Consider the following 25,534-nt stretch of genomic DNA (forward strand, 5'->3'; position numbering starts at 1 on the left):
CTAGCCGGCGCGGAGCAGCCCGACCGCCGCATCGCGCTCGAACAGGTACAAGGCCAGCCGCGCCGCCTGCCCACGCTCGCTCTTCAGCGCGCGGTCCTGATCCTCCAGCAGCCGCGCATCGGCATTGGCCGCAACGATCAGCGTGTTGAGGCTCTCGGGCGTCGCCAGCCGGAAGGTCTGCTCGCCCGATTGCCGCGTGCCGAGCAACTCGCCGGCGCCACGCAACTCCAGATCGCGCTCGGCGATCACGAAACCGTCGGTGGTATCGCGCATCAGCCCCAGCCGCGCCCGTGAAGTCTCGCTCAGCCCGTTGCCGCGCAACAGGATGCAGTGCGATTGCCCGCCGCCCCGCCCGACGCGCCCGCGCAACTGATGAAGCTGCGCCAGCCCGAAGCGATCGGCGTGCTCGATCACGATCAGCGTCGCATTGGGCACATCGACGCCGACCTCGATCACCGTCGTCGCCACCAGCACGCCCAGCTCGCCGCTGGCGAAGCGCGCCATCACCGCGTCCTTCTCCGGCCCCTTCATCCGGCCATGGACCAGCCCGACCTTGTCGCCGAACCGTGCCGTCAGCTTCGCCGCGCGATCCTCGGCGGCGGCGAGATCGGTCTTCTCGCTCTCCTCGACCAGCGGGCACACCCAATAGGCCTGTTTGCCCGCCTCCAGATGTCGTCCCAGCCCCGCGATCACCGCATCGAGCTTATCCTCGGAGATCACCGTCGTCTGGATCGGCTCGCGCCCGGGCGGCATCTCGTCCAGCCTGCTGACGTCCATCTCGCCATGGCTCGCCAGCTGCAGCGTCCGCGGGATCGGAGTCGCGGTCATCACCAGCAGATGTGGCGGCACCTGCGCCTTGGCCTGCAACATCATCCGCTCGGCCACGCCAAAGCGATGCTGCTCGTCGACCACCACCAGTCCCAGGTCACGATATTGCACGCCCTGCTGGAAGATCGCGTGCGTGCCGATCAGGATATCGATCTCACCCGACGCCACTCCCATCAGCGTCGCCTCGCGCACCCTGCCCTTGTCGCGCCCGGTCAGCACCGCGATCCGCACGTCGAGCCCGGCCAGCAGCCGCGACAGATTGTCGAAATGCTGCCGCGCCAGGATTTCGGTCGGCGCCAGCAACGCGCCCTGCGCGCCCGCCTCCGCCGCGATCAGCAGCGCCATCAGCGCCACCAGCGTCTTGCCCGAACCGACATCGCCCTGCAGCAGCCGCAGCATCGGCTGGGTCTGGGCCATGTCACCCTCGATCTCGCGCATTGTCCGCGCCTGCGCGCCAGTCGGCGCATAAGGCAGCCTCAGCGCATCGCGCAGCCGCCCATCGCCCTGCAGCGCCCGCCCGCGCTTGGCCCGCGCCTCACCGCGCACCAGCAGCAACGCCAGCTGGTTGGCGAACACCTCGTCATATGCCAGCCGCTCGCGCGCCTTGGCGTCCGCCGGATCGGCATGAATCCGCACCAGCGCCTCGCGCCAATCCGGCCAGCCATTCCGTGTCTTCAGGCTGGGCTCGATCCACTCGGCCAGATCCGGTGCGCGCTCGATCGCCTGCTCGACGAAGCCGGCGAGGCGCTTTGAGGTGATGCCCTCGGACAGCGGATACACCGCCTCGCGCCCGCCCATCTCGGCCTCTTCCGAAACCTCCGGGTGCACGATCTGCAATTCCTGCCCATATTGATCGAGCCGCCCGCTCACCCAGCGCTTCTTGTTCAGCGGCAACAGCTTCTTCGCCCAGCCCGAATTGCCGCCGAAAAACACAAGCGACACGTGATTGCCATGCGCGTCCACGGCTTGCACCCGTGCCGGTGCCCGCGCGCTGCCGCCGAACCGATAGTTCGCCACGGTCAGCTCGATGACGATCGTCCGCCCGACGTCGGCCTGCATCAGCTCGTCGCGCGGCACGCGATCGATGAACCCGGTCGGCAGGTGAAACGCCACATCCACCACGCGCGCCAGCCCGAGCCGGTCCAGCGGCTTGGCCAGCCCCGCGCCCACGCCTTTCAGCGCCGTGACCTCGGCGAACAGTGGATTGAGTATCTCGGGCCGCATGACTATCTGCTGCCTACACCCAGCCGACGGACGCGAAAAGCGCCGCCGGCCAATCGTCGTTGAGGACCATGGACCGCGAGACCCATCTGAAGCGCCTGCGTTTCCGCGCCTGGCATCGCGGCATCAAAGAAGCCGATCTCCTGATTGGCGGCTTCTTCGATAAATACTCCGGAGGCTGGAGCGAAGCCGAGCGGCTGTTGTTCGAGGAACTGCTGGAGGAACAGGACGTCGATATCATGGCCTGGGCGATTGGAGCCGCGCCGGTTCCACCGCGTTATGCCGGCACGATCATGACCGCGCTCAGGACTCTCACCTACGTGCCCATCGCCGAATAATGGCCGATCTGAAGACGATACTTTCGGCGAGCAAGCCGCTCACCCTCGCGGGCGCGCCTCCCGGCTTCCTCCCCTGGATGCTGGCCGATTTGGCACGTGCGGGCGGCACAGCGGTGTTCATCGCCCCCGATGAGGCGGCGATGCGCGCAGTCGCCGGCACCGCGCCGTTCTTCGCGCCCGAGCTGGAGGTACTCAGCTACCCCGCCTGGGATTGCCTGCCCTATGACCGCGCCAGCCCGACGCTGCGCGTCATGTCCGAGCGCCTCGCGACGCTCCACGCCCTGCAGAGCAAAACCGACAAGCCGCGCCTGCTCGTCACCACCGTCAACGCCGCCACCCAGCGCACGCTGACACCGTTCCGCATCCGCCAGCTTGTCGCCCGCCTCGCCCCCGGCGAGCGCATCGGCCTGGATAAGCTTTCGGCGCTGCTCCAGGCGAACGGCTATGTCCGCCTCGACACCGTCAACGATCATGGTGAGTTCGCGGTGCGCGGCGGCCTGGTCGATCTGTTCCCGAGCGGTGCCGAACAGGCGCTGCGTCTCGACTTCTTCGGCGACGAGATCGAATCCGTCCGCACCTTCGACCCCAACGACCAGCGCACCACCGGCCGCGTCGATGGCTTCACGCTCCTGCCGGCCTCCGAAGCATTGCTCGACGAGGACAGCATCAAGCGCTTCCGCACCCGCTATCGCGAGCAATTCGGTGCCACCGCGACCAGCGATCCGCTTTACCAGGCGATCAGCGACGGCCGCCGCCTCGCCGGCATGGAGCATTGGCTGCCGCTGTTCGAGGAACGGCTCGAAACGCTGTTCGATCATCTTTCCGATGACGCCGTCATCGTCCGCGACACCGGCACGATCGGCGCCGCCACCCAGCGCTTCGAGGCGATCGCCGACTATCAGCAGAACCGCGTCCGCGCCGAAAGCACCGCCCCGGGCAGCTATCGCCCGCTTGATGCCGCCGCGCTCTATCTGACGGCCAAGGAGTGGGAGCAGGTCCAGGCCGAAGCTCCGACCCACACCAGCACTCCCTTCCACGAGCCGGAGAGCAAGACCGTCCTCGATTTCAACGTCGATGGGCCCCGCGATTTCGCTCCCGAGCGCGCGGCGGGCACCAATGTCTACGAAGCCGTGGTCGCGCATATCGCCAAGCTCAAAAAGGCTGGCCAGAAGCCGATCCTCGCCAGCTATTCCAACGGCGCCCGCGAGCGCCTGACCGGCCTGCTCAACGATCACGGCCTGACGGGCGCACACAACGCCGATACCTGGCAATCGGCGCTCGGCGTCGCGGACAAGGGCGTCGCCCTGATCGTCCTGCCGCTCGATCACGGCTTCACCGCCCCCGATGTCGCGGTCCTCACCGAACAGGACATGCTCGGCGATCGCCTCATTCGCCGCACCAAGCGCAAGAAGTCGGCCGACGCCTTCCTCAACGAGCTGGCGACGCTGACTCCCGGCGACCTCGTCGTCCATGTCGATCATGGTATCGGCCGCTATGAGGGGCTAACCCAAATCCCGGTGCAGAAGGCACCGCACGATTGCGTCCAGCTGACCTATGCCGGTGGCGACAAGCTGTTCGTGCCCGTCGAGAATCTCGAAGTCCTCAGCCGCTACGGTTCGTCCGAAGAAGGCGCGAGTCTCGACAAGCTCGGCGGCGAAGCCTGGCAGCGCCGCAAGTCGAAGATGAAGGAGCGCATCCGCGAGATCGCGGGTGAACTGATCGCCACCGCCGCCCGCCGCGCGGTACGTCCCGGCGAAGTCCTCGAGCCCGATCCCGGCGGCTATCCGGCGTTCGTCGATCGCTTCCCCTATGAGGAAACCGACGATCAGGACCGCGCCATCGGTGACGTCATCGCCGATCTCTCGGCAGGCCGGCCGATGGACCGTCTCATCGTCGGCGATGTCGGCTTCGGCAAGACCGAGGTCGCGTTGCGCGCCGCCTTCGTCGCGGCGATGGCCGGGCAACAGGTCGCGCTCGTCTGCCCGACCACGCTCCTCGCCCGCCAGCATCACCGCAATTTCGTCGAGCGTTTCCAAGGATTCCCGATCGAGATCGGCCGCCTCTCGCGCCTCGTTCCCGCCGCCGAGGCCAGGGAAACGCGCGAGAAGCTCGCCGAAGGCAAGATCGACATCGTCATCGGCACCCATGCGATCCTCTCCAAGACCGTCGATTTCAAGCGGCTGGGGCTGGTGATCGTCGATGAGGAGCAGCGCTTCGGCGTAACGCACAAGGAGCGGCTGAAGGCGCTGAAGGCCGACGTCCACGTCCTGACCCTCACCGCCACGCCGATCCCGCGCACGCTGCAAATGGCGATGTCGGGGCTGCGCGAGCTGTCGGTGATCCAGACACCTCCCGTCGATCGCCTAGCGGTGCGCACCTATGTCATGCCCTGGGATCCGGTCGTGCTCCGCGAAGCATTGTTGCGCGAGCATTATCGCGGCGGCCAGGCCTATTTCGTCACCCCGCGCATCTCAGATCTCCCCGATATCGAGGAATTCCTGCGTAACGAGGTGCCCGAGATCACCTATGTCGTCGCCCATGGCCAGATGGCGCCGACCGAGGTCGAGGAGCGCATGTCAGCCTTTTACGACCGCCGCTACGATCTGCTCGTCTCGACAACGATCATCGAATCCGGCCTCGACATCCCCAGCGCCAATACGATGATCATCAACCGCGCCGACAAATTCGGCCTCGCTCAGCTCTATCAGCTGCGAGGGCGTGTCGGCCGGGCCAAGACCCGCGCCTATGCCTATATGACCACGCCGCCCGAGCGGCAGCTCACCGAAACCGCCGAAAAGCGCCTCAAGGTGCTTTCCGATCTCGAATCGCTCGGCGCCGGTTTCCAGCTCGCGTCGCACGATCTCGACATCCGCGGCGCCGGCAATCTGCTCGGCGACGAGCAGTCCGGCCACATCAAGGAAGTCGGCTACGAACTCTACCAGGCGATGCTGGAGGAGGCGATCATGGACGCCAAGGCAGGTGGCCTCCGCGAAGAGCTCCGCCCCAAGGATCTCTCGCCACAGATCAATGTCGACGCCCCGATCCTCATCCCCGAGGAGTATGTCCCCGATCTCGATCTGCGCATGGGCCTCTATCGCCGCCTCAACGAGCTTGAGGATAATGACGCGATCGAGGGCTTCGCCGCCGAGCTGATCGATCGTTTCGGCAAGCTGCCGGACGCCACCGAGAATCTGCTGCGCCTGATCGAGACCAAGCTCAACGCCAAGCGCGCCTGCATCGCCAAGCTGGACACCGGGCCAAAGGGCGCGCTCGTCACCTTCCATGACGACAAGTTTCCCAATGTCGAGGGCCTGCTGGCCTATGTCGAGCGGCTCGACGGTACCGCGCGTTTGCGCCCGGACATGAAGCTGGTCGTCACCCGCGAATGGAACAACCCCCGCGCCCGGCTCAACGCGGCGCTGCAGATTTCGCGCGGGCTGGCCAAGGCGGCGGGCTAATTCCGGCCATAGCGGCCGAAAGTGCAATCTTCGGGTAACCCATTTGCTTTATTGGCTTTATCCGAAAGGGGCGGCCCGTGGCGGAACCGGCGATCTTTGCGCAGCGGCGCAAGCTGAACGAGGCGATGTCGGCGCTCGCCGATGCCCTGTCGGTCGATGACCTCGTCGCGATCCTCTGCACCGCCGGCCGCGCGATCGCCAGGAGCGAAGGCGTCACCGTCATCCGCCGCGAAGGCGATCTCGTCGCCTATATCGCCGAGGACGCGCTCCAGCCGCTCTGGACCGGCAAGCGCTTCGCGATCGAAGCGTGCATCTCGGGCCAGGCGATCCTCACCAACCAGCCAATCGTGATCCCCGATATCTTCGCCGATCCGCGCGTGCCCCACGCCGCCTATCGCCCGACTTTCGTGCGCAGCATGGCGATGTATCCGATCGGGCTAACCGCGCCGGTGATGGCGGTTGGCGCCTATTGGCGCGAAGCCGGACCGATCGATCCGGGTGCTGCGGCGCTGCTCGGCACGCTGGCGCGCATCGCCAGCCTGGCACTTGCACGCGTCGCCGCCGCTGGCGCGCCGGATGCCGCCGCGAGCTAAACCCCGCTATCGTCTTCGAAGAAGAGCCGGTCCACGGTCGTCCCCAGCGCCCGCGCCAGTCTGAGCGCAAGCAAGGCGGAAGGGATGAAGATGCGGTTCTCGACCGTCACCACCGTCTTGCGTGACACCCCGACCATCGCCGCGAGCTCGGCCTGCGTGATACCCAGCCGCGCGCGCTCCTCCTTCAATCGGTTGCCGAGCCCGGTGCTTCTCAATCGCCGGTCTCGCGCGCGAGCAGCACCTGACTGACCAGCACCGTCAGCACGCCGGCCGAAAGCCCGATATGGGCAAGGTCGATGGGGCGGAGTTGCGTCGTCATGGCGAGGATATAGCCAAGGAAATTGACCAGAGTCATCGCCCAGAAGCCGTTGCGATAGGCGATCGCGCGCTGGGCGCGGGCCAGTTCGTCATCGATGATCGCGCGCACCGGCTTCGGCGCCAGCGCACCGCCGCCCTTGGCGAACAGCAGCAGCAGTGCCGCCGACCAGCCAAGAAAGCCGATAGTGCGGACGATATCGACATTGCGCACCGTCTCGCCGGCCGGCGGACGCGCGATCGTGAAATAGGAAAGCTGCCAGATCACAAAGGCGATCGCGAACACCGTCATCTTGCGGATTGCGGCGCGCTGGATGCGCTCCGCCTTCTCGTCCGTGTCCATTGCTTGGCCCTCCCATTGTAACCCTGAGGTATCATAAACACTGGATAGCGATCTACAACAATGACACCCTAAGGTTACATTTTATTTCGGGGGAGCTTCTATGGACATCGCCATCATCTTCGTCACACCGCTGGTGTTGATCGGCCTGGCGTTGCTGCTCGTCAAACTGCGCCGGCTCAGCTGGCAAGGCGATGTCGGGCTTCAGCTTCCCGCGCCGTCCACCGCCTTCTTCTGGATCCTCGCATTCGGGGTGGTGGCGGTCGCCAGCGAACTCACCAGGCGCTGGCTCGGTGTCGAGAGCGCGGGCGGAAGCTGGCACGGCAAATACGATACCGCCAACCTGCTGATCCGCATCGCCGCGATCGGGCTGGTCTATCCGATCGCCGAGGAATTCTTCTTCCGCGGCGCGTTCCTCGGCATGCTCCGCCAGCGCTTCGGCGCGGTGGCCGCGGTGCTCGGCTCGGCCGCGCTCTTCGCGCTGATCCATATCCAATATGATTGGCGCGGGATGCTGCTGATCCTGGTCGATGCGCTATTCTTCGCGATCTGCCGGACGCGAACGGGCTCGGTATACCTCACCATGCTGCTCCATATCCTCGGCAACAGCTACGCGATTTGGGAGCGGCTCGCGGGCTAGCGTAGCGAGACCGGTTCGACGATCTCCTCTTCCAGCTCCTCCTCCAATTCCTCTACGGAGAACTTCTCGCGCTCCATATCGAAACCGCCGCTCAGCCAGTCGACGTTCCAGCCACCATCGACTGTCTTGCCTGCGCTGTCGATTCGTCCCGCGTAACGGACGGCGTGATTCCAGCGCCCGCTATATTGCTTGGTGAAATAGAGCGCCTGGCCAGTGCGCTGGCCAGAGATGGTCGCACGGCGGACGCTTCCGCCGCCTTCGTCATCAGGCTCGGTAATGACGCCGGTGAACGCTCCGCCCACTTCCTCGATCAGTGCGATGAAGCTGTTCTCCTGCGCATCGACGCGGCTGACATAGCGTCCGTACCACACGCCGGTCAGGTCGAGTGGATCGCTCACGCGGGTTTGGCGACCAGCTGCGCCAGCGCAGGCACATCGACCGGTCCGGAGCAGAGGAAACCCTGGAAATACTGGCAGCCTTCCTTGGCGAGCAGATCGAGCTGCGCCTGCGTCTCGACGCCCTCGGCAATCACCGACAGCCCCAGCGAGCGCGCCATGTCGATCACGCCGCGCACCACCACCCGGTCGCGGGCGCTGCCGGCAATGTCCTGGCTCAGTTTCTTGTCGATCTTGAGATAGTCGAGCGGCAGCGCCTTGAGGTAGGCCAGGCTCGAATAACCGGTGCCGAAATCGTCGATCGCGACCCGGCATTTGGCGCCGCGCAACTCGCCGAGCAGCCGCGACGCCTCGCCGAGATCGGCCATGATCCCACTTTCGGTGATCTCCACCGTGAGCCGCGCTCGCGGAAAGCCGCTCGCGTCGATCCGCCCGAGCAGCGAGTCGGCGAATCCGACGCGCGCGACATCGGCGGCGGTTACGTTGATCGACAGGCGCAACTTGCTAAGCGATGAAGGCCAGTTGGCGGCGGCGGAAAGCGCGCGGCGCTGGATATGATCGCTGAGCGTCACTTCCAGCCCGGCGCGCTCGGCGGCGGCGAACAGGGTCTCGGCTCCGACTTCGCCGAACTGCGGATGCTGCCACCGCGCCAGTGCCTCGACGCCGGTGATCTCGCCGGTCGCAATGGCGACTTGCGGCTGGAACAGCACGCCGATCTCGCCGCGCTCCAGCGCCTTATGGATACTGCCGACCAGTTCGTCGATCGGCGGCGCGCCGACTTCACGGGGAGCGCCATCGCCGAGCAACGTCTCGCTGGCACGGCGCAGCAGCGTCGCGGCATTGTCGTCGGCGTTGCTCTCGGCGCTGGCCAGCCGCGCGCCCAGCGGCGCGATCACTCCGCCCGCGACGAATGGCCGCGACAATGCCTCTTCGAGCCTGGCCACAGCCGCGCCCAGCTTCACGCCGTTGGCGTCGTCGCTGGCGACAAGGAATTCGGAGCCGCCGATCCGCGCGACGATCGCCCCCTTACCGAGCGCCTCGCGTGCCACTTCGGCGATCCGGCGCGACACCGCGCGCAGCAATTCATCGCCTGCCGCGCGGCCATAGGCGGTGTTGACGGTCTCGAAGCGCGTCAGCCCGATCAGGATCGCGCCAACCTTGCCTCCCTCACCCAGCCGCCGGTCGATCCAGCGCCGCGCGCTCGGCCCATCGCGCGCGCCGGTCAGCGCGTCGCGCACCGCCGCGCTGGCGTCCGGAGCGACGCCCAGCGCCTCGACCAGCGCATGCAGCCGCCCGGTCCGCGCGTCGAACTGGAGATGCTGCACCACCCGGCCGATTCCAGGCAGGTCATGCGCGAACGCCGTCGATGCCAGCGCCTCGCCCAGCCGGCGCAGCGCCGATCGCGCGAGCAGCCGGTCTGCCGCCTCCAGCTTGCGGTACAGCGCCCGCATCCCCGGCGCTTCGGGCAGCGCTAGCAACGCCGCCAGCGCCGGCGTCAATTGCAGCGATTTGAACTCGGGATCATAGCGCCAGCCCAGGGGCTCTGCCGCCGGCCCCGCCTGTCCGCTCCAGCCCGCCAGCCGCTCGACATGGCGCAGCGCAAAGCGGATCGCATGCGCCATCGCCGCCGAAGACATCGGGCTGGACAGGAAATGCGTCGCCCCCGCATCGTAGAAATGGCGCATATGCACCGCGTCGCTCTGAGAGACGAGGATCAGCATCGCCGCACCGTGCGCCGCGATTGGCCCGCCCAGTATCTTGGCCGCCTCCAGCCCGTCGGTCATGGCCCCCCGCGCGTCGATCACAGCAACCGCCGCGCCGCTGGCGATGAAGCGCCGCTCGAGCCCCTCGCTGCGCCGCGCCGCGACCACGCGCCAGCCGCCGCCGGCCGCCGCCGCCGCGACCTCGTCGCGCTGGCGGAAGGAAAGCACGAACACCGGCGCCTCGGATGAGGGCGTGTTGGCGATATCGAGAACGGTGAAATCGTCGGACATTCCGCCCTCGATAGCGTGGCTGACGCCCCATCGCGAATCCAAAGGCTTGTTTGCCCACAGCTTGTCGCTTAACCCGTGCACCATGGCCTGCGCCCCAGCCCTGACCGATCTGCACGGGCGCACGATCAGCTATCTGCGCATTTCCGTCACCGATCGATGCGATCTGCGCTGCCGCTATTGCATGTCCGAAAAGATGACCTTCCTGCCCCGCAACGCCCTGCTGCAGCTGGAGGAGATCGCCCTGATCGCCGAGCGCTTCATCGCCCGCGGCGTGCGCAAGATCCGCCTGACCGGGGGAGAGCCATTGGTCCGCCGTGACGCGATCGAGCTGGCCCGGCGGTTGGGCCGGCATGTTGGCAGCGGCCTGAACGAACTGACGCTGACCACCAACGGCACCCGCCTGGCCGAACATGCCGAAGCGCTGTTCGACGCCGGCATCCGCCGCGTCAATGTCAGTCTCGACAGCCGCGATCCCGACACCTTCCGCCACATCGCCCGGGGCGGCGACGTCGCCAGGGTGCTGACAGGCATCGCCGCCGCGCAGGCGGCAGGCATGCGCGTCAAGATCAACATGGTCGCGCTCAACGGGCTGAACGGCGCAGAGATCGCGCCAATGCTCGCATGGTGCGTAGCCGAGGGTCTCGATCTCACCCTGATCGAGACGATGCCGCTCGGCGCCATCGACGAGGATCGCGCCGACCGGTTCCTGCCGCTGACCGGCGTGCTCGCCGAACTGCAGGAGCAGTTCCCGCTCGTCCGTGACCGCCACAATAGCGGCGGTCCGGCGCAGTACTGGCGAGTCGCGGGCACCGGTACCCGGCTCGGCCTGATCTCGCCGCTCACCGCGAATTTCTGCAACACCTGCAACCGGGTCCGCCTTACCACCGAGGGCAAGCTGTTCATGTGTCTGGGCCAGGACGATCAGGTCGATCTCAAGGCCGCGATCCGCGCCGGCGGCCTCGCCGCGCTCGATGCGGCGATCGATCGGGCACTCGCGCTCAAGCCCGCCGCGCATGATTTCCGTATCGCCTCCGGTGCCGCGCCCGCGGTGTCCCGGCATATGAGCGTCACCGGCGGATGATGACCCGCGCGCTCGCCATTTCGCCTACCGCCCCCGCGCTCGCGGCCGCAGCCGAGCTGCGCGACGCCTATGAATGGGTGCCGCCGGAGGAAGCCGAATGCATCGTCGCGCTGGGCGGCGACGGCTTCATGCTCCAGACGCTTCACGCGATGCTGGGCACGCGCCGCATCGTGCCGGTGTTCGGCATGAACCTCGGCACTGTCGGCTTCCTGATGAACGATTGGCGGATCGAGGGTCTCGACGAACGCCTTCACCGTGCCAAGCCGTTCCGCGTCTCTCCGCTCAGCATGACCGCGACCACCACCGACGGCGAAACCGTGGTGCTCCCCGCGATCAATGAAGTCTCCCTGCTCCGCGAAACCCGCCAGACCGCCAAGCTGGAGATCACGATCAACGACCGCGTCGTCATGCCCGAACTGGTGGCGGACGGGATGCTGGTCGCGACCCCCGCCGGCTCGACCGCCTATAATCTTTCCGCCAACGGCCCGATCCTTCCGCTAGGTTCGGCGCTGCTCACCCTCACGCCGATCAGCCCCTTCCGCCCCCGCCGCTGGCGCGGCGCGATCCTGCCCGAGAAGACCCGCATCGGCATCAAGGTGCTGGAGGCCAACAAGCGCCCGGTCAGCGCCGTCGCCGATCAGCGCGAGGTTCGGGAAGTTTCGTCGGTGCAGGTCGAGATCGACCACACCCGCGACCTGACGCTGCTGTTCGACCCCGAGCACGCCCTCGACGACCGCATTACCATGGAGCAGTTCGTCGCCTGAGCGGCGGTACGCCGGGAACAATTCGTCGCCCGAGGGCCTTGATTTTCCCGGAATCGCGATGCATAGGGCCGCCTCCGCAGCGGCTTGGCCGCGCGGAAGATGGTGATCCCTGATAGCTCAGCGGTAGAGCTCTCGACTGTTAATCGAGCGGCCGTAGGTTCGAATCCTACTCAGGGAGCCAGCCCTTTCAAGCCTCAAAAACCCGTTGTTTCTCAATGGTTTGAGGTTGTGAAATACCAAATCGGTTAAAATCCCGAAAATTTGATATTTGGCAACTATCTGAGATAGCGGGATTTTTTTGTTCGTTTCCAGCTTGGGGTTTTTCTTTGGCCTCATGCATCTTGGCGCACGCATTGCAAGCCATTCGCCCCACCATCGTTGGTGTCTCGTTATAGCGCTTTGACCCCCTCGCCGGCTCATGACCCATTATCGATCGTGCTCGGCCACAAAAATTGTGGCCACTTTCCGGTCCGCTACGCGAACCGTCGAAGGACTGATCGCCCTCCCCCGTTGGCGATCGATCAATCGCTCTAGGTAACATGACTTCAGCGCATCAGAGCCGCCGCCTTCGCGCACGAATCTGACGATCGACAGGCTTCGGGCACGCCGGAGTCCATACTTACGTCACCTTGTGGGCCGTTAGGAGCATGTCGGCTTTCGGGTGATCGAAGGCTGAAAGTGGACCGTCGATCAGCCAACTTTAGACGTCGCGAAAGATTTAATGTGTTCATTCAGGCCGGCTGAAGCGCTGCCCGTGTGCATAGCTGGGAGCATATGGCGCGCCACAGCCACACGTCGCAGCCCTTCCGGCAAGCCTGAGTAGAGCCCGGGCGTACGACTGCCTAAAGATGTTTCTCAAGTTTCATATCGCTTCGCTCCGGTCGGGTCATCGAATCCACGCTACTAGCTGACGGGAACATATCTCAAACTCACCTCTTGTTTGATATGAAGATATTTGATATCAAATTTTCAGATGGAGATTTCGAGATGCGAATCATTGCAGGCCCTCCCGTCAAGGGCGACGATTTTATGTTTAGGAATCGCGAGCTTGTCCTCGCAAAGCGGTCCCTGCTGGACGGGACCAGCCTGCTCGTCAAAGGTTGGCGCCGAATCGGCAAAAGCTCGCTGCTGGTGGAAACGCACCGTCAGCTAAGTGGTGAACGCGGTGCCACACCGCTTTACCTCGACGTTCAGGAACTCACGACGATCAGCGAGTTCTTCACCGCATTTCTCAACGCACTGCCGCAAAACAAACTGCAGCGCCTGCGCGCGCTGTGGGATGGTGCGCGCCGCATGCCCGGCAAGCTGATGGATGCCATTCAGCGGCGCATCCGCTCCGCCAATGCCGGTGGCGGGGGTTTCGAAGCCGGTGTCGAATTCGAGAAGGACATCAAGGACTATTGGGAGCCGCTCAAGGCCAGCGTCGAAACGCTGGCGCGCGAGCATCTCGACGCTGGCGCGCGGATCATTCTCCTGATCGATGAATTGCCGTTCTTTCTGGAGAATATGTTCCGCAAAACCGGGAGCGTCGACGATATCCGTCTGGTCCTCGCGACGTTGCGCGCTTGGCGCAATGCCGGCTTGGCCATGGCGATCGCCGGCTCCGTCAGCATCGAGGCATTCCTGGAAGATTTGCAGATCGAGGGGCTCGTCATCAACGACCTAACCCGTGTCGACCTGCAGCCGCTTGGCCGTGATGAAGCGACCGCGCTCGTCGAGACCCTCGCCAAGGTTGCGGGGCTCGACGACTGGACTGACACGTCAACCACGGCACTGCTAGACGAGCTTCCCGATCATTTCCCGTTTTTCATCCAGACGGCGATGAATTTCCTGCGGGCCGAAGCGCGCTCCACGCCCGAGGTGATCGCCGAAATCTTCGAGAATCAGGTTCATCCGCAAATCTTCGCGTCTTTCTACCAGCAGTTCGACGAGCGTCTTGAGCGGCGCTTCGACGGCGATTTGCGCGGGACGGCCGAGGCGGTCTTGAATGAAATGGCAAGGCGCGCGAATGGCAAGATCACCAACGCCGAGATCAAGGCCCTGTGTGATGCGACAGGTCAGGATCCGCTGAAGGTGACGCGCCGCCTGGAACTGGCGGAGTTCATTCGCACCGATCTCAAGGCGTCCGGCTATCGCCTCGTCCAGAATCTTCTTCGCACCTGGCGACAGGCGCGAGGGGGCGCGTAATGGAAATCTCGCGCTTCAACCCACATGCCATGGCCGATGGCCAGGTTCGCCTTTTGTCGACGGGGCGAGACCGTCTGGTCAACGCCGTCGTCGAGGCGTTGACGGGTGGCGCGGGCATTCGCCAGCAAGTGTTGATCACGGCACCACGCGGATTTGGGAAATCCTTCTTCGCGCGTGCGGTCCAACTCGCCATTGCAGACGAGAGCAAACCCGCGCGCGTAACCATCCTTCCCGAGGAGCAGCGCAATGTCTCGACCCCGTCGAGCCTGTTGCGCGAGATCGTCCGCGCGCTGAGGGGCGCACCGGCCGACAGCGTCGCCGGGCGCTTTCTCGACGACCCGCCGGGCGCGTGGGAAGCCGCCCGCGGCGAACTCGATGAAGCCCTGGCGGAGTTGGACCCCAACATCGTACAGATCGTCGTTGTCGAGAATTTCGACGAGCTGGTCGCTGGAGTCTTCGACCAGCCCGAAGATCAATCAAAGCTACGCGCGCTCTTGTCCGAGAGCGAGCAGCTCGCGGTCTTGGCGACCGCGACGTCCGCGCGGTTCGATCAGGACTATGAGCAGCGACTGTTCCACGCCTTTGCCAAGTTCAGTCTCTCGCCCTGGTCAGAGGAGGATCATCTCCTCTATTTCGAGCGACGCGCGGTGCTCGAAGGTCGTGAGGTGGCCGAACTCGATCGCGGAAAGATCCGTGCCCTGGCGCAATTCACCGGCGGCGCCCCGCGCATGGCCGTCGCGCTGGCAAACCTCCTGCTGGAAAATGACCCGCTCAGCGCGGCCGCACTGCTCGACAAGCTCGTCGACGACCTGACGCCATATTATCAGGCGCTCATTGAGCAGATGCCGCCCCGGACCAAGACCCTGTTCGACGCCTTGATCCGCCTGTCGGAGCCTTGTTCGCAGAGCGATCTCGCCGAACGGGTGGGCACGACCCAGAATCGCATCGCACAACATTTTGCATGGCTGCGCGAGCGCCATCTCGTCTTGGGCCGCAAGCGGACGGGTGGCCGCGATTTCCTCTACCAGGTTTCGGATCGGCTCTTCGTCCAATATTATCGCAAGCGCTATCTTCTCCACGACAATTACAGTCCCCTCGCTGGCATGGCCGAACTGCTCGATGGTTTCTTCTCGGCCGAGGAGAACCGGCGACAGGCGCTCGCACTGTTCGAGGATGGTCGGGAGGACGAGGGCTGCGAGTTTATCCGTGCCTACCTTGCCGCCGGCGGCGGCGATCTCGGCGAATGGGCCAAAAAGACCAACAATCTCGAAGCGATACGTGGCCTCGCGGCCACCGTCGAAGGCCGTCACGGGCAAGCACTGACGCTGTTCAGCAAGGCCCTTGCGACGGCGCGCATCGATAGTGACGAGGTCGGGACAGCCCTGATCCTTGGCCAATATGGCGTGTCCGCATCGAAGGAGGGTAAGTTCGCAGCAGCCATCGACGCACACCGCGAAGCCCTTCAAATCTGGCAGCGTCGCGATCAGCCCACGACGACCGCCTGGGTCTTGAGCCAGCTTGCCCAGGACTTTCGCGGCGCCCTGCAGTTCGACGACGCGCTTCACTATTCCAAGCTGGCGATCGAAATCTGGTCGAGCCAGGGGGCCGAAGAGCGTGTCGCGTCGCTCTGGGGCGAGGTCGGCGAGAATCTGCGCAAGATGGGCCGGCCCGGTGATGCCATCGACGCCTACATCAGGGCACAGGAAATCTGGCAGGCGCTCAACAACGATATTGGCGAGGCCTGGGTGTTAGGCGGCATCGGCCTGGCGCGCCGCGAAAGTGGCCGTTTCAGCGAATCGATCCAGTCGCATCGACGCGCCATCGAAATTTTGAAGGCGCATCGCTCCAAGCGCTTCAGCGTCGCGCTCAATTATAGCTGGATCGCAAGCTCCTTCCGGCGCTTGCGCGAATATCGCAATGCGCTCGCGCACGATGAATCCGCGCTCGAGCTGTGGCGGGAGATCAACGACGAACGGCAGGAAATCAAAACCCTCGCATCGATATCGATCAACTTCCTTGGCCTGCGCGAGTTTGACCGAGCCTTTGAAATCGGCCTGAAAGCCTTCGAGCAAGCGCGCGGGGCGAACTATCAGAGCCAGATCATCTGGAGCGCCGGGCAGCTCGCCTACCTTCACGTCAATGCCGGCGACGTCGATTCGATCTGGCGCTACCTCGACGATCGCCCCGTTCGCGACATGCGGCGCCTTTGCGAAACGATCCTGACGCAATGCGGTTCGGCTCTAAGCCTGGTCGATCAGCTTGAGGGGCGCGAAGCGGCGTTCACGCGCGGTCGCCTCATCCTGGATGGTCTTAAAGAACGGGCTGGCATTTCGCCTTTCAACGAAAGCGCGACATTCCTGCTGAGCGGCCTGCTCGAAACCGCGACATCGGTCCCGTTGCTCCAGGATCTGACCGCAGAGTCCGCCGCGGAAAAGGGTGGCCTATCATCACCCCGGCGGCAGGCGATCGAGCTGGCGTCGGCCTATCTCCAGGCGGACAGGGACGAAAGCCTGATCGAGCGAGCCGATCCGGATGTCGGCGACGCCGTGCGCGCGATCATCGATGCCATAGAAACGCGCAAGGCACGCGCGAGCTGATTGGAGAGAGTGATGGACAAGGGTGCCCATTTCTATCGCTGCGACTTTCAGGTGCATACGCCGCGCGATCGTCGCTGGGCGGGCTTGACGCCGACCAGCGACGAGGACCGCCGCGCCTATGCCGATCGCCTGGTCGCCGCGTGTCGTGCGGAAGGGGTCGCGGCGATCGCAGTGACAGACCATCACGACATGACGTTCGTGCCCTTCATCCGTCGTGCGGCCGCCGAAGAGGTGGATGAGGCGGGCAATCTTCTTCCCGAAGTCAACCGTCTGGTCGTCTTTCCCGGTATGGAGCTGACCCTTGGGGTGCCGTGCCAGGCACTGCTCGTCTTCGACGCCGACTTCCCCGACGACATGCATGCTCTGGCGATGACCGCCCTGGCCATCACGCCGGCGAATCCTGGCGACAGCAAGAACGCCGAAGTCGTGCGGCTCGACAAGATCAACAGCCTTGTCGCTCTCAAGGAGAAGCTCGACGAGCACAGCTATCTCAAGGACCGCTACATTATTCTGCCCCACGTCGGGAACAGCGGCGATTTCTCGCTGCTGCGAAAGGGCATGGCAGGTAAGTATTCCGAGATGCCGTGCGTGGGCGGCTATATCGACGGCGCGATCGACAAGCTCGACGGTGGCAATCGCAACATCCTCGCAGGGCAGGACAAGCAATGGGGCAACAAGCGCATTGCTTGCATCCAGACGTCAGACACGCGCCGCGACGATCACAGCGAGCTTGGCAATCCCTCGACCTGGATCAAATGGGCGGAGCCGACGGCCGAGGGGCTTCGCCAGGCCTGCCTTGCGGAGGAATCGCGCATCGCGCATGCGCCGCCGCAGGTTCCGCAGACCTACATCGCCAACGTCAGCGTCAGCACATCGACATTCCTCGGGCCGGCGGACCTCGCGCTCAATCCGCAATACAGCGCGCTGATCGGTGGTCGCGGCACCGGCAAGTCAACCATGCTGGAGTACATTCGCTGGGCGCTGTGCGATCAGCCGCCGGCGGGCGACGAGGTTGATACGCCGAATTATCAGCTGCGGCGCTCCCGGCTGATCGATGCCACGCTGAAACAATTCTCGGCGACCGTCGATGTGCGCTATGTTCTCAACGGCGTTCCGCATCTGGTGCGCCGGGCGTCCTCGGATGGTTCGGTCCAGCTCAGCATCGGCGGCGGCGAGCTGCGGAGCTGCTCAGAGGAAGAGGTTCGTAGCCTCCTCCCCATCCAAGCCTACAGCCAGAAGCAGCTGAGCGATGTCAGCGTGCGGCTAGATGAACTCAATCGCTTCATCACCGCGCCTGTCCAGATCGCGCTCAATCGCCTCGAACGCAGCGCAATCGACCGGTCCAACCGCATCCGCCAGGCCTATGCGACCGTCCAACGGCATCGTGAATTGCTGCGGCTGCTTGAAAATCGTGCGCTTGAAGAGCGATCGATCGCGCAACAAGTCGAGGCGATCCGGGGAACGCTCGGTGGCCTGTCGAGCGAGGATCAGGCGCTGCTGGCCCAGGGTTCGCAATATACCGCCGCCGACCGCGCCATGGAGGCATGGTCCGCCGGCGCCGACACCTTGCGCGCCAAGGCCGCCGAGCTGTCCTCGTTGATCGCGGCGCAGCGCAACTCTGCCGCGACGGCCCCACAGGACCCGATCGCCCATCAAGAGCTGCTGGCTCAGGCCCATGCAAAATATATGCAGCTGCTGGACGAGGCTGGCGGCTTGGTCGAAACCATCGCTCGATCTGCCGGCTCGGTCGCAGACGCAGCATCCGAGCCGGACGGTCCATGGGTGGCTTGGGGCCGCGCGCGCGATAGCTTTCGGACCCGCTACACCGAGGCCACCGAGCGTTCGTCTGCGCATCGCGAGCGTCTCTCCGAAATGGCACGGCTCGAAGAGCAGCTCGGTCACCTGTCGCAGGAATTGGCGCGCGGGCACGAGCAACTGGCGACGCTGCAATCCGTCGAACAGACCTATCGCGACGAGCGTGCAGCCTGGATTGAAAGCCTCGCGGAGCGCGATGACCTCATCGACCGCGAATGCGCCCTGCTCACGGAACGCGCCAGTGCTGCAATCCGGGTTCGGATGAGACGCTTTGCCGATGGAAGCGGTTTTTTGGGCGTGCTGCGAGGCGCGTTGCAGGGGTCGCGCATTCAATCGGCGAGGCTGGAGCAGCTTACCGGGTCCATCACTGCCGCCAAGGATCCTCGCACCCATTGGCTCAACATTCTCGACGAACTTGAGCGTTTGTCCCTGTTCGACGCCGAACGCGACCTGGCCGCGGAACGACCGCAGACGCCGACATTGCTGGCGAGCGGGCTGAGCGCCGGGGATATCCAGAGGGTGGCCGACTCGCTCCAGCCCGACGAATGGCTGATGCTGTCGCTGACGCCGATCGCATCCGTTCCGATCTACGAATATCAGTCGGGAGAAGGCATCCACATCCCGTTCGAAAATGCTTCCGCGGGCCAGCAGGCTACCGCCCTGCTCAAGACGCTGCTCAATTCCCCTGGCCCGCCGCTCATCGTCGATCAGCCCGAGGAGGATCTCGACAACCCGGTGATGCTCGAAATCGTGAAGCAGCTCTGGTTGGCCAAGGGTATGCGCCAGATCATCTTCGCCAGCCATAACGCCAATCTGGTCGTCAATGGCGATGCCGAACTGGTTGCCTGGTTCGGCTACCGGAACGAAGGTGATCAATCACGCGGCACGATCATGGGTGTCGGCGCGATCGACGTCACCGAAGTTCGTGACGCGATCAAGGCGATCATGGAAGGCGGCGAGGCAGCATTCCGCTTGCGCCGAGAGAAATATGGCTTCTGAAGCGCTTCTCGACACCGCGGACAGCGAGTTCAGCGTGCGCTTGTCGGCGGCCGAAGTGGCCGAGCTGGAAGCGTGCATGGATCAAACCTTCGCCGCAGCGCCGCGACCGACGGACGATCGCAACACAGCGCGCTGGATGCTTTGCCTCGCCAGCGAGGACGCGATGAGGTTTCGCCTCGAGGCAGCGGCGAAGGCCTGGCATCGCCCTGGCGCACGGCAGGATCGCGCCGCCTTCGTCGTCGCGCTCGATCGCGCGAAATACGCTCTGCGACACGCGCTGGCGCATATCGATCAGGCAGGCCTGCCGGCCGTGGCATCCGCACCGATCCCGTCCTACGAGGAAGGCTATCTGAAGGCGATCGCACTGATGGAGGCAGCCGACGACTACGCGGATGCGTGCAGGTTGCTGCCTTCGGTCCATGCGTTCGACAGGCCTATGCTCACCGACCCCGCTCGGACCGTCGTCAAGCCGCATCTCGACGAGCGTGAAGGCCGCTATACCAGTCTGGAATTCCTGCTGGGTGCCGATCGGCCTCAATTCAGCCCCATCAACGCGATGGTCGAGATATTTGCAGGCCCGGAGTACGAAATCGCCGAGATCCAATCGGTCGCATCCTGGTCTCCCATGATCCATGGCATCGTGGGCCGCGTGAAGCGGAAAGGAGACCGGCTCCGCTATCAGGTCATCACCCGCGATGCCCGTGACCTCTTTGAAACGTTCCACAATGGGCTGGTTTTTGCGACAGAGGATTGGCCTTTTCCCTGGGGCTCAGTGGCCGACACCGCGCGATATGTCGCAGCGCTCCAAACGCTCGCCCTGTATCACCTGGTCTCGGTGCATTTCGGTGCGCAGCGCCACCGCCTCAAGGGCGTCGGCTGCGACCAGATCTGCCTCGCGATCGAACGCAAGGCGCTGAACGCCGAGTTGGCGCGGATTGCTAACCTCCCGTTGGACTTCGTCGAAGGGCTGAACCGGTCATTGGTCCTCGGAGAGGCTACCCATCATCCTGATCCAGCGCTGCAGCCCTTGATCGAGATCGGCGACGACATGCTGGCAGTGCCGTGGAGCCTGGTGCTTTCATCCAATTGGCCCCGGAATCTCCTCTCGCTGCATGCACGCATTGCGGCCAGCGGGTTTGACGCGGCCAGCTCAGCATTTGAACGCCGGATGGTGGACGCATCCGTGATCCGCATCCCGACGCGCTTTCCCCACAGGACGCATTTTTACATCAATGATGAGGAAATCGACCTCGTGCTGGTCGATCCCGCCTCGCATCAGATACTATTGTGTGAGCTGCGATGGATGCTGCAGCCCGGCGACGTGCGGGAAGTTCACAGGCGCTCAATCGCCCTGCGGGAGAAGGTCGCGCAGACATCGCGAAAAATAGCCTTTGCCCGGCAGAACAGCGGGATGCTGCTGAAGAAACTCGGCCTGGACGATGATGACTGGCGGATCGACGGCCTGGTGCTCGTCGAAGGATTTGGCGGCACCGCATCACCGGAGCCCAAGCAAGTTCCGATCGTGCCGAGCGATGTATTTTTCACCGGGCTGGCAAGCGGCCTGTCGCTTGAGAAGCTCCATGCGCTGTTCACCACCGAGCGTTGGCTGCCGCGCTCTGGCACAGACTATAACGCGATCGACGAGGTTCGCGAGATTTCCGGCGTCGCGATTTCCCGACCAGGGTTCATGATCGGCGCGACTGCCTACATGACGGAGTCGCTGCCGCGCTATTTCGCACAGGCCGATGATATCGAGGCGGCCGACCTGCGCGCGGAGCCCTGGATCGTGGGCGCCGAATGATCCTTCTCCCAACCGACCGCACGATCTCCATCGCGAATGGCTGGTGCGCCTATTGCAGCCGGCCATTGACCGCGCGGACGCGGACCCGCGACCATCTTCTCGCGCGGCGCTTCGTCCCGCAGGGCACGCTGCTCAATAGCTTCAATATCGGCCTATGGGCGTGCGGCAACTGCAACACCCGTAAGTCGCGGCTCGAGGACGATATCTCCGCGATCACAATGCAGCCGAACGTCGATGGCATCTATGCGCGTGACGATGATCGCCTACGGCGCACCGCCGAGCGAAAGGCGCGAGGTTCGATCAGTGCGGACACGGGGATTCATGTGGCTCACAGCCGTCCCAGGCTGAACGTAAATCTGCCGTTCGGGCCGGCTTCGGCCAATATCGAGTTCACCGGTGCCGCCCGCATCGACGATTCCCGCGCCGAGCAGCTCGCCTGGCTTCAGGTACAGGGTATATTCTATTTCCAGACCTTCAGGCGCGAACTCGGCCGCGGCCGCTTGCTTCAGCGGCAGAACTTCCACATGGCATGCATCGCCTCGCGAGCTGATTGGGGAAATCCGCGCATGCGGGCTTTCATGTCGGCGGCAACCGCAGAGCCGCAGTTCCACGCGACATTGGCCGACGGATATTTCAGGGCATGGCTGCGCGCGCGTGTGGACGGCCTGCTCGCCTGGGCGGTGGAATGGAACGAGTCCTATCGCTGTGTGGGGTTCTGGGGCGATCCCTCGGCTTGCCAGACTGCAATCGCAGCGCTTCCCGAGCTGGAGGTGGAATTTGTGGCTGGTGACACCACGAACGGCCTGGCCTTTCGGATCGAGACGGCCTTGCCCGACGATGAGGACGACCTGTTTGAGCCACCGCCGGAAATGGCATCAGCGAGCATTCCGGCAACCCCGCACTGGACCTGACTGAGGGAAAACGATCGGACTACAGCCATGCGCATCGAACGGACGGGAAAGATTAAGGCGCTCACGCCGCGGGTGGAGCGATTCATTGTCGAGGCGCTCGGCGGCAAGTCGCTTGACGAGATCCAGTCGCACGGCACCCGTCGGGCCGACTATCTCTGCCTGCGCGGGTTACTCGCCATCGAACTCAAATCGCTTGAGGATTCCGGCGAAGAGCGGATGGACAATCTGGTCGAGGAACTGCGCAAGCGGCCGGATTGGCCCATGTTCTTCGGCTCAGCACCAATGCAGGCGTTCATCGACAATACCGACGATCCCGAAAATGTCGGCCGCGCCGTGGCAGAGCGCGTCAGTCGCGGCGTGCTCGGTCCGCTTCGCAAGGCCAACAAGCAGCTCGAAGCCCATGCGATCAATTTTCCACGCCGAAGCCAGGTAAGAATGCTCGTCCTCGTCAACGAGGACCATGAAATCTATGATCCTCACACCGTGTCCTACATCCTGTGGCATGCGGTGCGGCGGCTTCAGGAGGATCAACCGCTTTACCCGCACGTCGATGCCATTCTCTATATCACCGAAAGACACGCGATGATGGCCGACGGTAAAGTCGTGTTCCCATGTGTCTCGGTCGAAAACCCGGTCATCGGTGATCAGGAATGGAAGGGCGATGTCGTCGATCTCATCAATGCGCGGTGGGGCAAATGGAATTTTGGCGATGCCCGGGCGATGGACGCGGACGCGGTCGACATTTCCAAGTTCGCTACAATCGACCATATCCCGGATACAGCACCCCGGCATGAACGCTGGCGGACCGACTATCGTCGCAATCCGTACCTGCGGAGGATGACCAAGGCAGAGCTGCGCGAACGGTTCGACGAGATCATGGTCATGACCTCCCTGTCATTCCTCAATGGTTCGCCGCAGCGGCTGCCACAGGAAGGAGTGACGCTGCTGATGGAGCAGATGACCCACATGATGGTGGAGATGGGCGAGCGGGCGATCCCCGTCACCGATTTCGACCACGACCCTGACCGCGTGGTTGCGGCTGCAGCGCGGCTGAATCTTGCCAAGCCCGTTATCGACTGGCTGATCGAGATGGAGCGCGATCACGTGAAACCCGGGGAAGCGGCATGAGCTTTCTCTATTTCGCTTATGGGTCGAACATGTTGCCCGCGCGGTTGCTGGCGCGATGCCCGAGTGCGCGGCCATTGGGGCTGGCGCACGCCGAGGGGCACGACCTGGCATTTTCGAAGATGAGCAAGGACGGATCGGGTAAGGCGACCCTAGTTCCGGCGACCGAACGGACGACCCCCGGCATCCTGTTCGAGATTGCGCTGACCGAACGAAGCGCGCTCGATCGCGCCGAAGGTGCAGGCCAAGGATATGCTCGGATCGACGATTTTACGATCCTGATCGATACTGCGGAACGCTCGACCAATCTGGTGACAACCTATCTGGCCACGGCGCATGTGGACGGTCTGCAGCCCTATGACTGGTATCTCGCCCTGGTCATCGCCGGTGCCGTCCATCACGGGTTTGGCGCATCTGACATCGAGCGGCTGCAGCAAGTTGCGCATGTCATCGATCCCGATCCGGACCGCCGGACCCGTCGTGAGGCGCTGAGTGCACTGAGCGCGTCGGGCATCGCCGACTATCGAGCTCTGTGGCCGGATAGATCCTCGAAGCCTGACCGATGACGACGTTGCAGATCGACCTGCCCGATTTTGCCGCGATGCCGGATGACGAAGTCGAGCGTCACCCGCTTGCCCGCACCAAGGATGGTCGATGGAGCACGCAGACCCGGCGGTTGCTGGAGCAACTGGGAACGGGCAAGCTCGATCTCAACGAGGCTTGGGCGCAGACCTGGACCGATTGGGAATGTCCTTGCTGTCGGCGCCGAAAGTCGGACATCGCCCGCCTGACCGACGCCGGCGTTTTGCTATGCCAGCTCGACTGGCATCATGACCATCTGGAAGATGCCGCCGGTGCCATCATGCGAGCTATGGCGACCGCCGGCATCGATGGTGACCTGCTGGTGACCCGCAAACGCGCGTGCTCCGCCGCACGTCCGCTCATCGCGCGGTTTGCGCCTGTCCTTCTCTGCAATGACTGCAACGCTGCCGACGCCGCCATGAAGGCGCGGCTCGGAAGCGTCGTTCCGCCGGCCTTCAGTTTCAGCCCGAAAGAAATTGCCCAGTTCATCAAACCCCGACCTAACTCCAGCCACGCGCTGGACGAAGCGAAAGGGGGCGCGGTCTGGCCGCAAGCTTTCGTGGAGTTCGAAGATCGAATGGCCTTCGCGAATCTGATGGGCGAACGCATTGCGGCTGGCCAGCACGATCAGGAAATCTACTCCTTCTCCGATCCGAGCCGCGACTTTGAGGATTCGCGATTGCTACTCAAACTCGCCTATGAGGCCGGTGGCGCCCGTAATCGGCCGAGCGGCCTTGGCGAAGCACTACTTGCCCGATCACGGTCGACCGCCGGACGCGCCATGACCGGTGCACGCAAATCCAGTGCGAAAATTCGCATACCGACCGCGGACGAGTTTTGCTCGGTCGATACTGCCAACAGTCTGTCGTTGCCGTGGCGCAATGCCGGTCCCGATTGGCGATGCCTGGGATGCGGACGATCGAAATTCGAAATTCTGCGCCTGTCCAACAAGGGAAAATGGCGGGCAGCGATCATGCTGCTCAACGACTATCGCGCCGAGGAAAACCCGGAGTCCCGGGACCGTCGAGATCGCGGACGCGATCTTCCAGTTGTGCTGGCTGAACATCGCCAGGTCGGTGTTTGTCACGACTGCCGCCAGATCGTCACGGATGCGATCAGCGCGCGGCCGGGCGTCGAACAAGACAGCTTACGGTTGTCAGATCTCATGGTTCTAACTCGTCAGGCGGTGCCTCATGCGTCGCATAGGGTTGATCGCGACTTTGTGTTCAGTCTGGTGGAGGCGAACGCAGGTTGGCTGATGGCCGTGAAAGACTATTGGGCGCACAGGGAGGAAGCTCACGCGATATCGTTCGAAAGTTATCGCTTGATGCGAAACACTGGTCTTAGCGAGGCGGCTGCCCGCAATGTCCTGATCCCGCGCCTGGTGGCGGCGGGGAGGCTTCCGAGTCAGGCATCGGCAGCTTGGTTCGACTGGCTGATTGCCGAAAGTGCGCGCTTGTCTAAAGCAAAGTCCTGACCTGCAGGTTTCAATCGAACGGCCGCCCACCGCAATGAACTTCTTCAACCTATCGCTTGGGAAAGTCAGGAAT

At 64.0% G+C, this 25,534-nt stretch carries 19 protein-coding genes and 1 tRNA gene; 15 read left to right on the forward strand and 5 right to left on the reverse strand.

Features of this window, described 5'->3' with window-relative positions; all coding sequences use genetic code 11:
* Positions 1-2,052: an ATP-dependent DNA helicase RecG gene (gene recG, locus KF730_RS10125; RefSeq protein WP_294094530.1), complete on the reverse strand. Its 2,052-nt coding sequence runs from the start codon at positions 2,050-2,052 to the stop codon at positions 1-3.
* A gap of 68 nt (positions 2,053-2,120) precedes the next feature.
* Here recG and KF730_RS10130 point away from each other — a divergent pair, with 68 nt between their 5' ends.
* From KF730_RS10130 to KF730_RS10140, 3 genes are all read left to right on the forward strand, one after another.
* Entirely contained in the window at positions 2,121-2,387 is a 267-nt protein-coding gene (locus tag KF730_RS10130; protein WP_294094532.1) for a succinate dehydrogenase assembly factor 2, read from the forward strand.
* Positions 2,387-5,845 (forward strand): transcription-repair coupling factor, encoded by a 3,459-nt coding sequence (mfd, locus tag KF730_RS10135; protein WP_294094535.1) that lies wholly within the window; start codon positions 2,387-2,389, stop codon positions 5,843-5,845. Before KF730_RS10130 ends, mfd begins: the two co-directional genes overlap by 1 nt.
* Before the next feature lie 77 nt (positions 5,846-5,922).
* Positions 5,923-6,438 (forward strand): GAF domain-containing protein, encoded by a 516-nt coding sequence (locus KF730_RS10140; protein ID WP_294094537.1) that lies wholly within the window; start codon positions 5,923-5,925, stop codon positions 6,436-6,438.
* On the opposite strand, the gene KF730_RS10145 is transcribed toward KF730_RS10140, so the two are convergent.
* The gene (locus tag KF730_RS10145; protein WP_294094540.1) at positions 6,435-6,653 is read right to left on the reverse strand and encodes a helix-turn-helix domain-containing protein; all 219 of its coding nucleotides are present in this window, start codon (positions 6,651-6,653) and stop codon (positions 6,435-6,437) included. The genes KF730_RS10140 and KF730_RS10145 overlap by 4 nt on opposite strands.
* Positions 6,650-7,096 carry a hypothetical protein gene (locus KF730_RS10150; protein WP_294094543.1) on the reverse strand — a complete coding sequence of 149 codons (447 nt, stop codon included), beginning with the start codon at positions 7,094-7,096 and terminating at the stop codon, positions 6,650-6,652. The genes KF730_RS10145 and KF730_RS10150 overlap by 4 nt, the downstream gene beginning before the upstream one ends.
* Before the next feature lie 100 nt (positions 7,097-7,196).
* Between KF730_RS10150 and KF730_RS10155 the strand changes: the two genes are divergently transcribed.
* Positions 7,197-7,733 carry a CPBP family intramembrane glutamic endopeptidase gene (locus KF730_RS10155; protein ID WP_294094547.1) on the forward strand — a complete coding sequence of 179 codons (537 nt, stop codon included), beginning with the start codon at positions 7,197-7,199 and terminating at the stop codon, positions 7,731-7,733.
* On the opposite strand, the gene KF730_RS10160 is transcribed toward KF730_RS10155, so the two are convergent.
* Positions 7,730-8,131, reverse strand: a complete 402-nt coding sequence (locus KF730_RS10160; RefSeq protein ID WP_294094549.1) for a hypothetical protein — start codon at positions 8,129-8,131, stop codon at positions 7,730-7,732. The two genes, KF730_RS10155 and KF730_RS10160, sit on opposite strands and share 4 nt — an antisense overlap.
* Positions 8,128-10,122: a bifunctional diguanylate cyclase/phosphodiesterase gene (locus tag KF730_RS10165; RefSeq protein ID WP_294094554.1), complete on the reverse strand. Its 1,995-nt coding sequence runs from the start codon at positions 10,120-10,122 to the stop codon at positions 8,128-8,130. The genes KF730_RS10160 and KF730_RS10165 overlap by 4 nt, the downstream gene beginning before the upstream one ends.
* Before the next feature lie 82 nt (positions 10,123-10,204).
* Here KF730_RS10165 and moaA point away from each other — a divergent pair, with 82 nt between their 5' ends.
* The 11 genes from moaA to KF730_RS10220 all read left to right on the forward strand — a co-directional run bounded on the left by moaA (position 10,205) and on the right by KF730_RS10220 (position 25,461).
* Entirely contained in the window at positions 10,205-11,203 is a 999-nt protein-coding gene (gene moaA, locus KF730_RS10170; RefSeq protein WP_294094557.1) for a GTP 3',8-cyclase MoaA, read from the forward strand.
* Positions 11,203-11,967, forward strand: coding sequence for an NAD kinase (locus tag KF730_RS10175; RefSeq protein ID WP_294094560.1), 765 nt, complete (start codon positions 11,203-11,205; stop codon positions 11,965-11,967). The genes moaA and KF730_RS10175 overlap by 1 nt, the downstream gene beginning before the upstream one ends.
* 106 nt (positions 11,968-12,073) lie before the next feature.
* Positions 12,074-12,148, forward strand: a tRNA-Asn gene (locus KF730_RS10180).
* An 806-nt stretch (positions 12,149-12,954) separates the two neighbouring features.
* Entirely contained in the window at positions 12,955-14,154 is a 1,200-nt protein-coding gene (locus tag KF730_RS10185) for a hypothetical protein (protein ID WP_294094563.1), read from the forward strand.
* Positions 14,154-16,751 carry a tetratricopeptide repeat protein gene (locus tag KF730_RS10190; protein WP_294094565.1) on the forward strand — a complete coding sequence of 866 codons (2,598 nt, stop codon included), beginning with the start codon at positions 14,154-14,156 and terminating at the stop codon, positions 16,749-16,751. The genes KF730_RS10185 and KF730_RS10190 overlap by 1 nt, the downstream gene beginning before the upstream one ends.
* A 12-nt stretch (positions 16,752-16,763) precedes the next feature.
* Entirely contained in the window at positions 16,764-19,565 is a 2,802-nt protein-coding gene (locus KF730_RS10195; RefSeq protein WP_294094567.1) for a TrlF family AAA-like ATPase, read from the forward strand.
* The gene (locus tag KF730_RS10200) at positions 19,555-21,366 is read left to right on the forward strand and encodes a hypothetical protein (RefSeq protein WP_294094570.1); all 1,812 of its coding nucleotides are present in this window, start codon (positions 19,555-19,557) and stop codon (positions 21,364-21,366) included. The genes KF730_RS10195 and KF730_RS10200 overlap by 11 nt, the downstream gene beginning before the upstream one ends.
* A gap of 65 nt (positions 21,367-21,431) precedes the next feature.
* Complete coding sequence (locus KF730_RS10205) at positions 21,432-22,277, forward strand: hypothetical protein (RefSeq protein ID WP_294094573.1); 846 nt, start codon at positions 21,432-21,434, stop codon at positions 22,275-22,277.
* A 27-nt stretch (positions 22,278-22,304) separates the two neighbouring features.
* Complete coding sequence (locus KF730_RS10210; RefSeq protein WP_294094574.1) at positions 22,305-23,405, forward strand: hypothetical protein; 1,101 nt, start codon at positions 22,305-22,307, stop codon at positions 23,403-23,405.
* Complete coding sequence (locus KF730_RS10215) at positions 23,402-23,968, forward strand: gamma-glutamylcyclotransferase family protein (RefSeq protein WP_294094576.1); 567 nt, start codon at positions 23,402-23,404, stop codon at positions 23,966-23,968. Before KF730_RS10210 ends, KF730_RS10215 begins: the two co-directional genes overlap by 4 nt.
* A complete protein-coding gene (locus tag KF730_RS10220) occupies positions 23,965-25,461 on the forward strand; it encodes a hypothetical protein (RefSeq protein WP_294094578.1) in 1,497 nt (498 codons plus the stop codon). The genes KF730_RS10215 and KF730_RS10220 overlap by 4 nt, the downstream gene beginning before the upstream one ends.
* The last annotated feature ends 73 nt before the right edge of the window (positions 25,462-25,534 follow it).

Origin of the sequence: Sphingomonas sp., from assembly GCF_019635515.1 — a bacterium.
Lineage (GTDB): Bacteria > Pseudomonadota > Alphaproteobacteria > Sphingomonadales > Sphingomonadaceae > Sphingomonas.

Excerpts from the sequence above, each read along its gene's own strand:
- recG (WP_294094530.1), bottom strand. The coding sequence starts at position 2,052 with ATGCGGCCCGAGATACTCAATCCACTGTTCGCCGAGGTCACGGCGCTG.
- KF730_RS10130 (WP_294094532.1), top strand. The coding sequence starts at position 2,121 with ATGGACCGCGAGACCCATCTGAAGCGCCTGCGTTTCCGCGCCTGGCAT.
- mfd (WP_294094535.1), top strand. The coding sequence starts at position 2,387 with ATGGCCGATCTGAAGACGATACTTTCGGCGAGCAAGCCGCTCACCCTC.
- KF730_RS10150 (WP_294094543.1), bottom strand. The coding sequence starts at position 7,096 with ATGGACACGGACGAGAAGGCGGAGCGCATCCAGCGCGCCGCAATCCGC.
- KF730_RS10155 (WP_294094547.1), top strand. The coding sequence starts at position 7,197 with ATGGACATCGCCATCATCTTCGTCACACCGCTGGTGTTGATCGGCCTG.
- KF730_RS10165 (WP_294094554.1), bottom strand. The coding sequence starts at position 10,122 with ATGTCCGACGATTTCACCGTTCTCGATATCGCCAACACGCCCTCATCC.
- moaA (WP_294094557.1), top strand. The coding sequence starts at position 10,205 with ATGGCCTGCGCCCCAGCCCTGACCGATCTGCACGGGCGCACGATCAGC.
- KF730_RS10175 (WP_294094560.1), top strand. The coding sequence starts at position 11,203 with ATGACCCGCGCGCTCGCCATTTCGCCTACCGCCCCCGCGCTCGCGGCC.
- KF730_RS10185 (WP_294094563.1), top strand. The coding sequence starts at position 12,955 with ATGCGAATCATTGCAGGCCCTCCCGTCAAGGGCGACGATTTTATGTTT.
- KF730_RS10190 (WP_294094565.1), top strand. The coding sequence starts at position 14,154 with ATGGAAATCTCGCGCTTCAACCCACATGCCATGGCCGATGGCCAGGTT.
- KF730_RS10195 (WP_294094567.1), top strand. The coding sequence starts at position 16,764 with ATGGACAAGGGTGCCCATTTCTATCGCTGCGACTTTCAGGTGCATACG.
- KF730_RS10200 (WP_294094570.1), top strand. The coding sequence starts at position 19,555 with ATGGCTTCTGAAGCGCTTCTCGACACCGCGGACAGCGAGTTCAGCGTG.
- KF730_RS10210 (WP_294094574.1), top strand. The coding sequence starts at position 22,305 with ATGCGCATCGAACGGACGGGAAAGATTAAGGCGCTCACGCCGCGGGTG.
- KF730_RS10215 (WP_294094576.1), top strand. The coding sequence starts at position 23,402 with ATGAGCTTTCTCTATTTCGCTTATGGGTCGAACATGTTGCCCGCGCGG.
- KF730_RS10220 (WP_294094578.1), top strand. The coding sequence starts at position 23,965 with ATGACGACGTTGCAGATCGACCTGCCCGATTTTGCCGCGATGCCGGAT.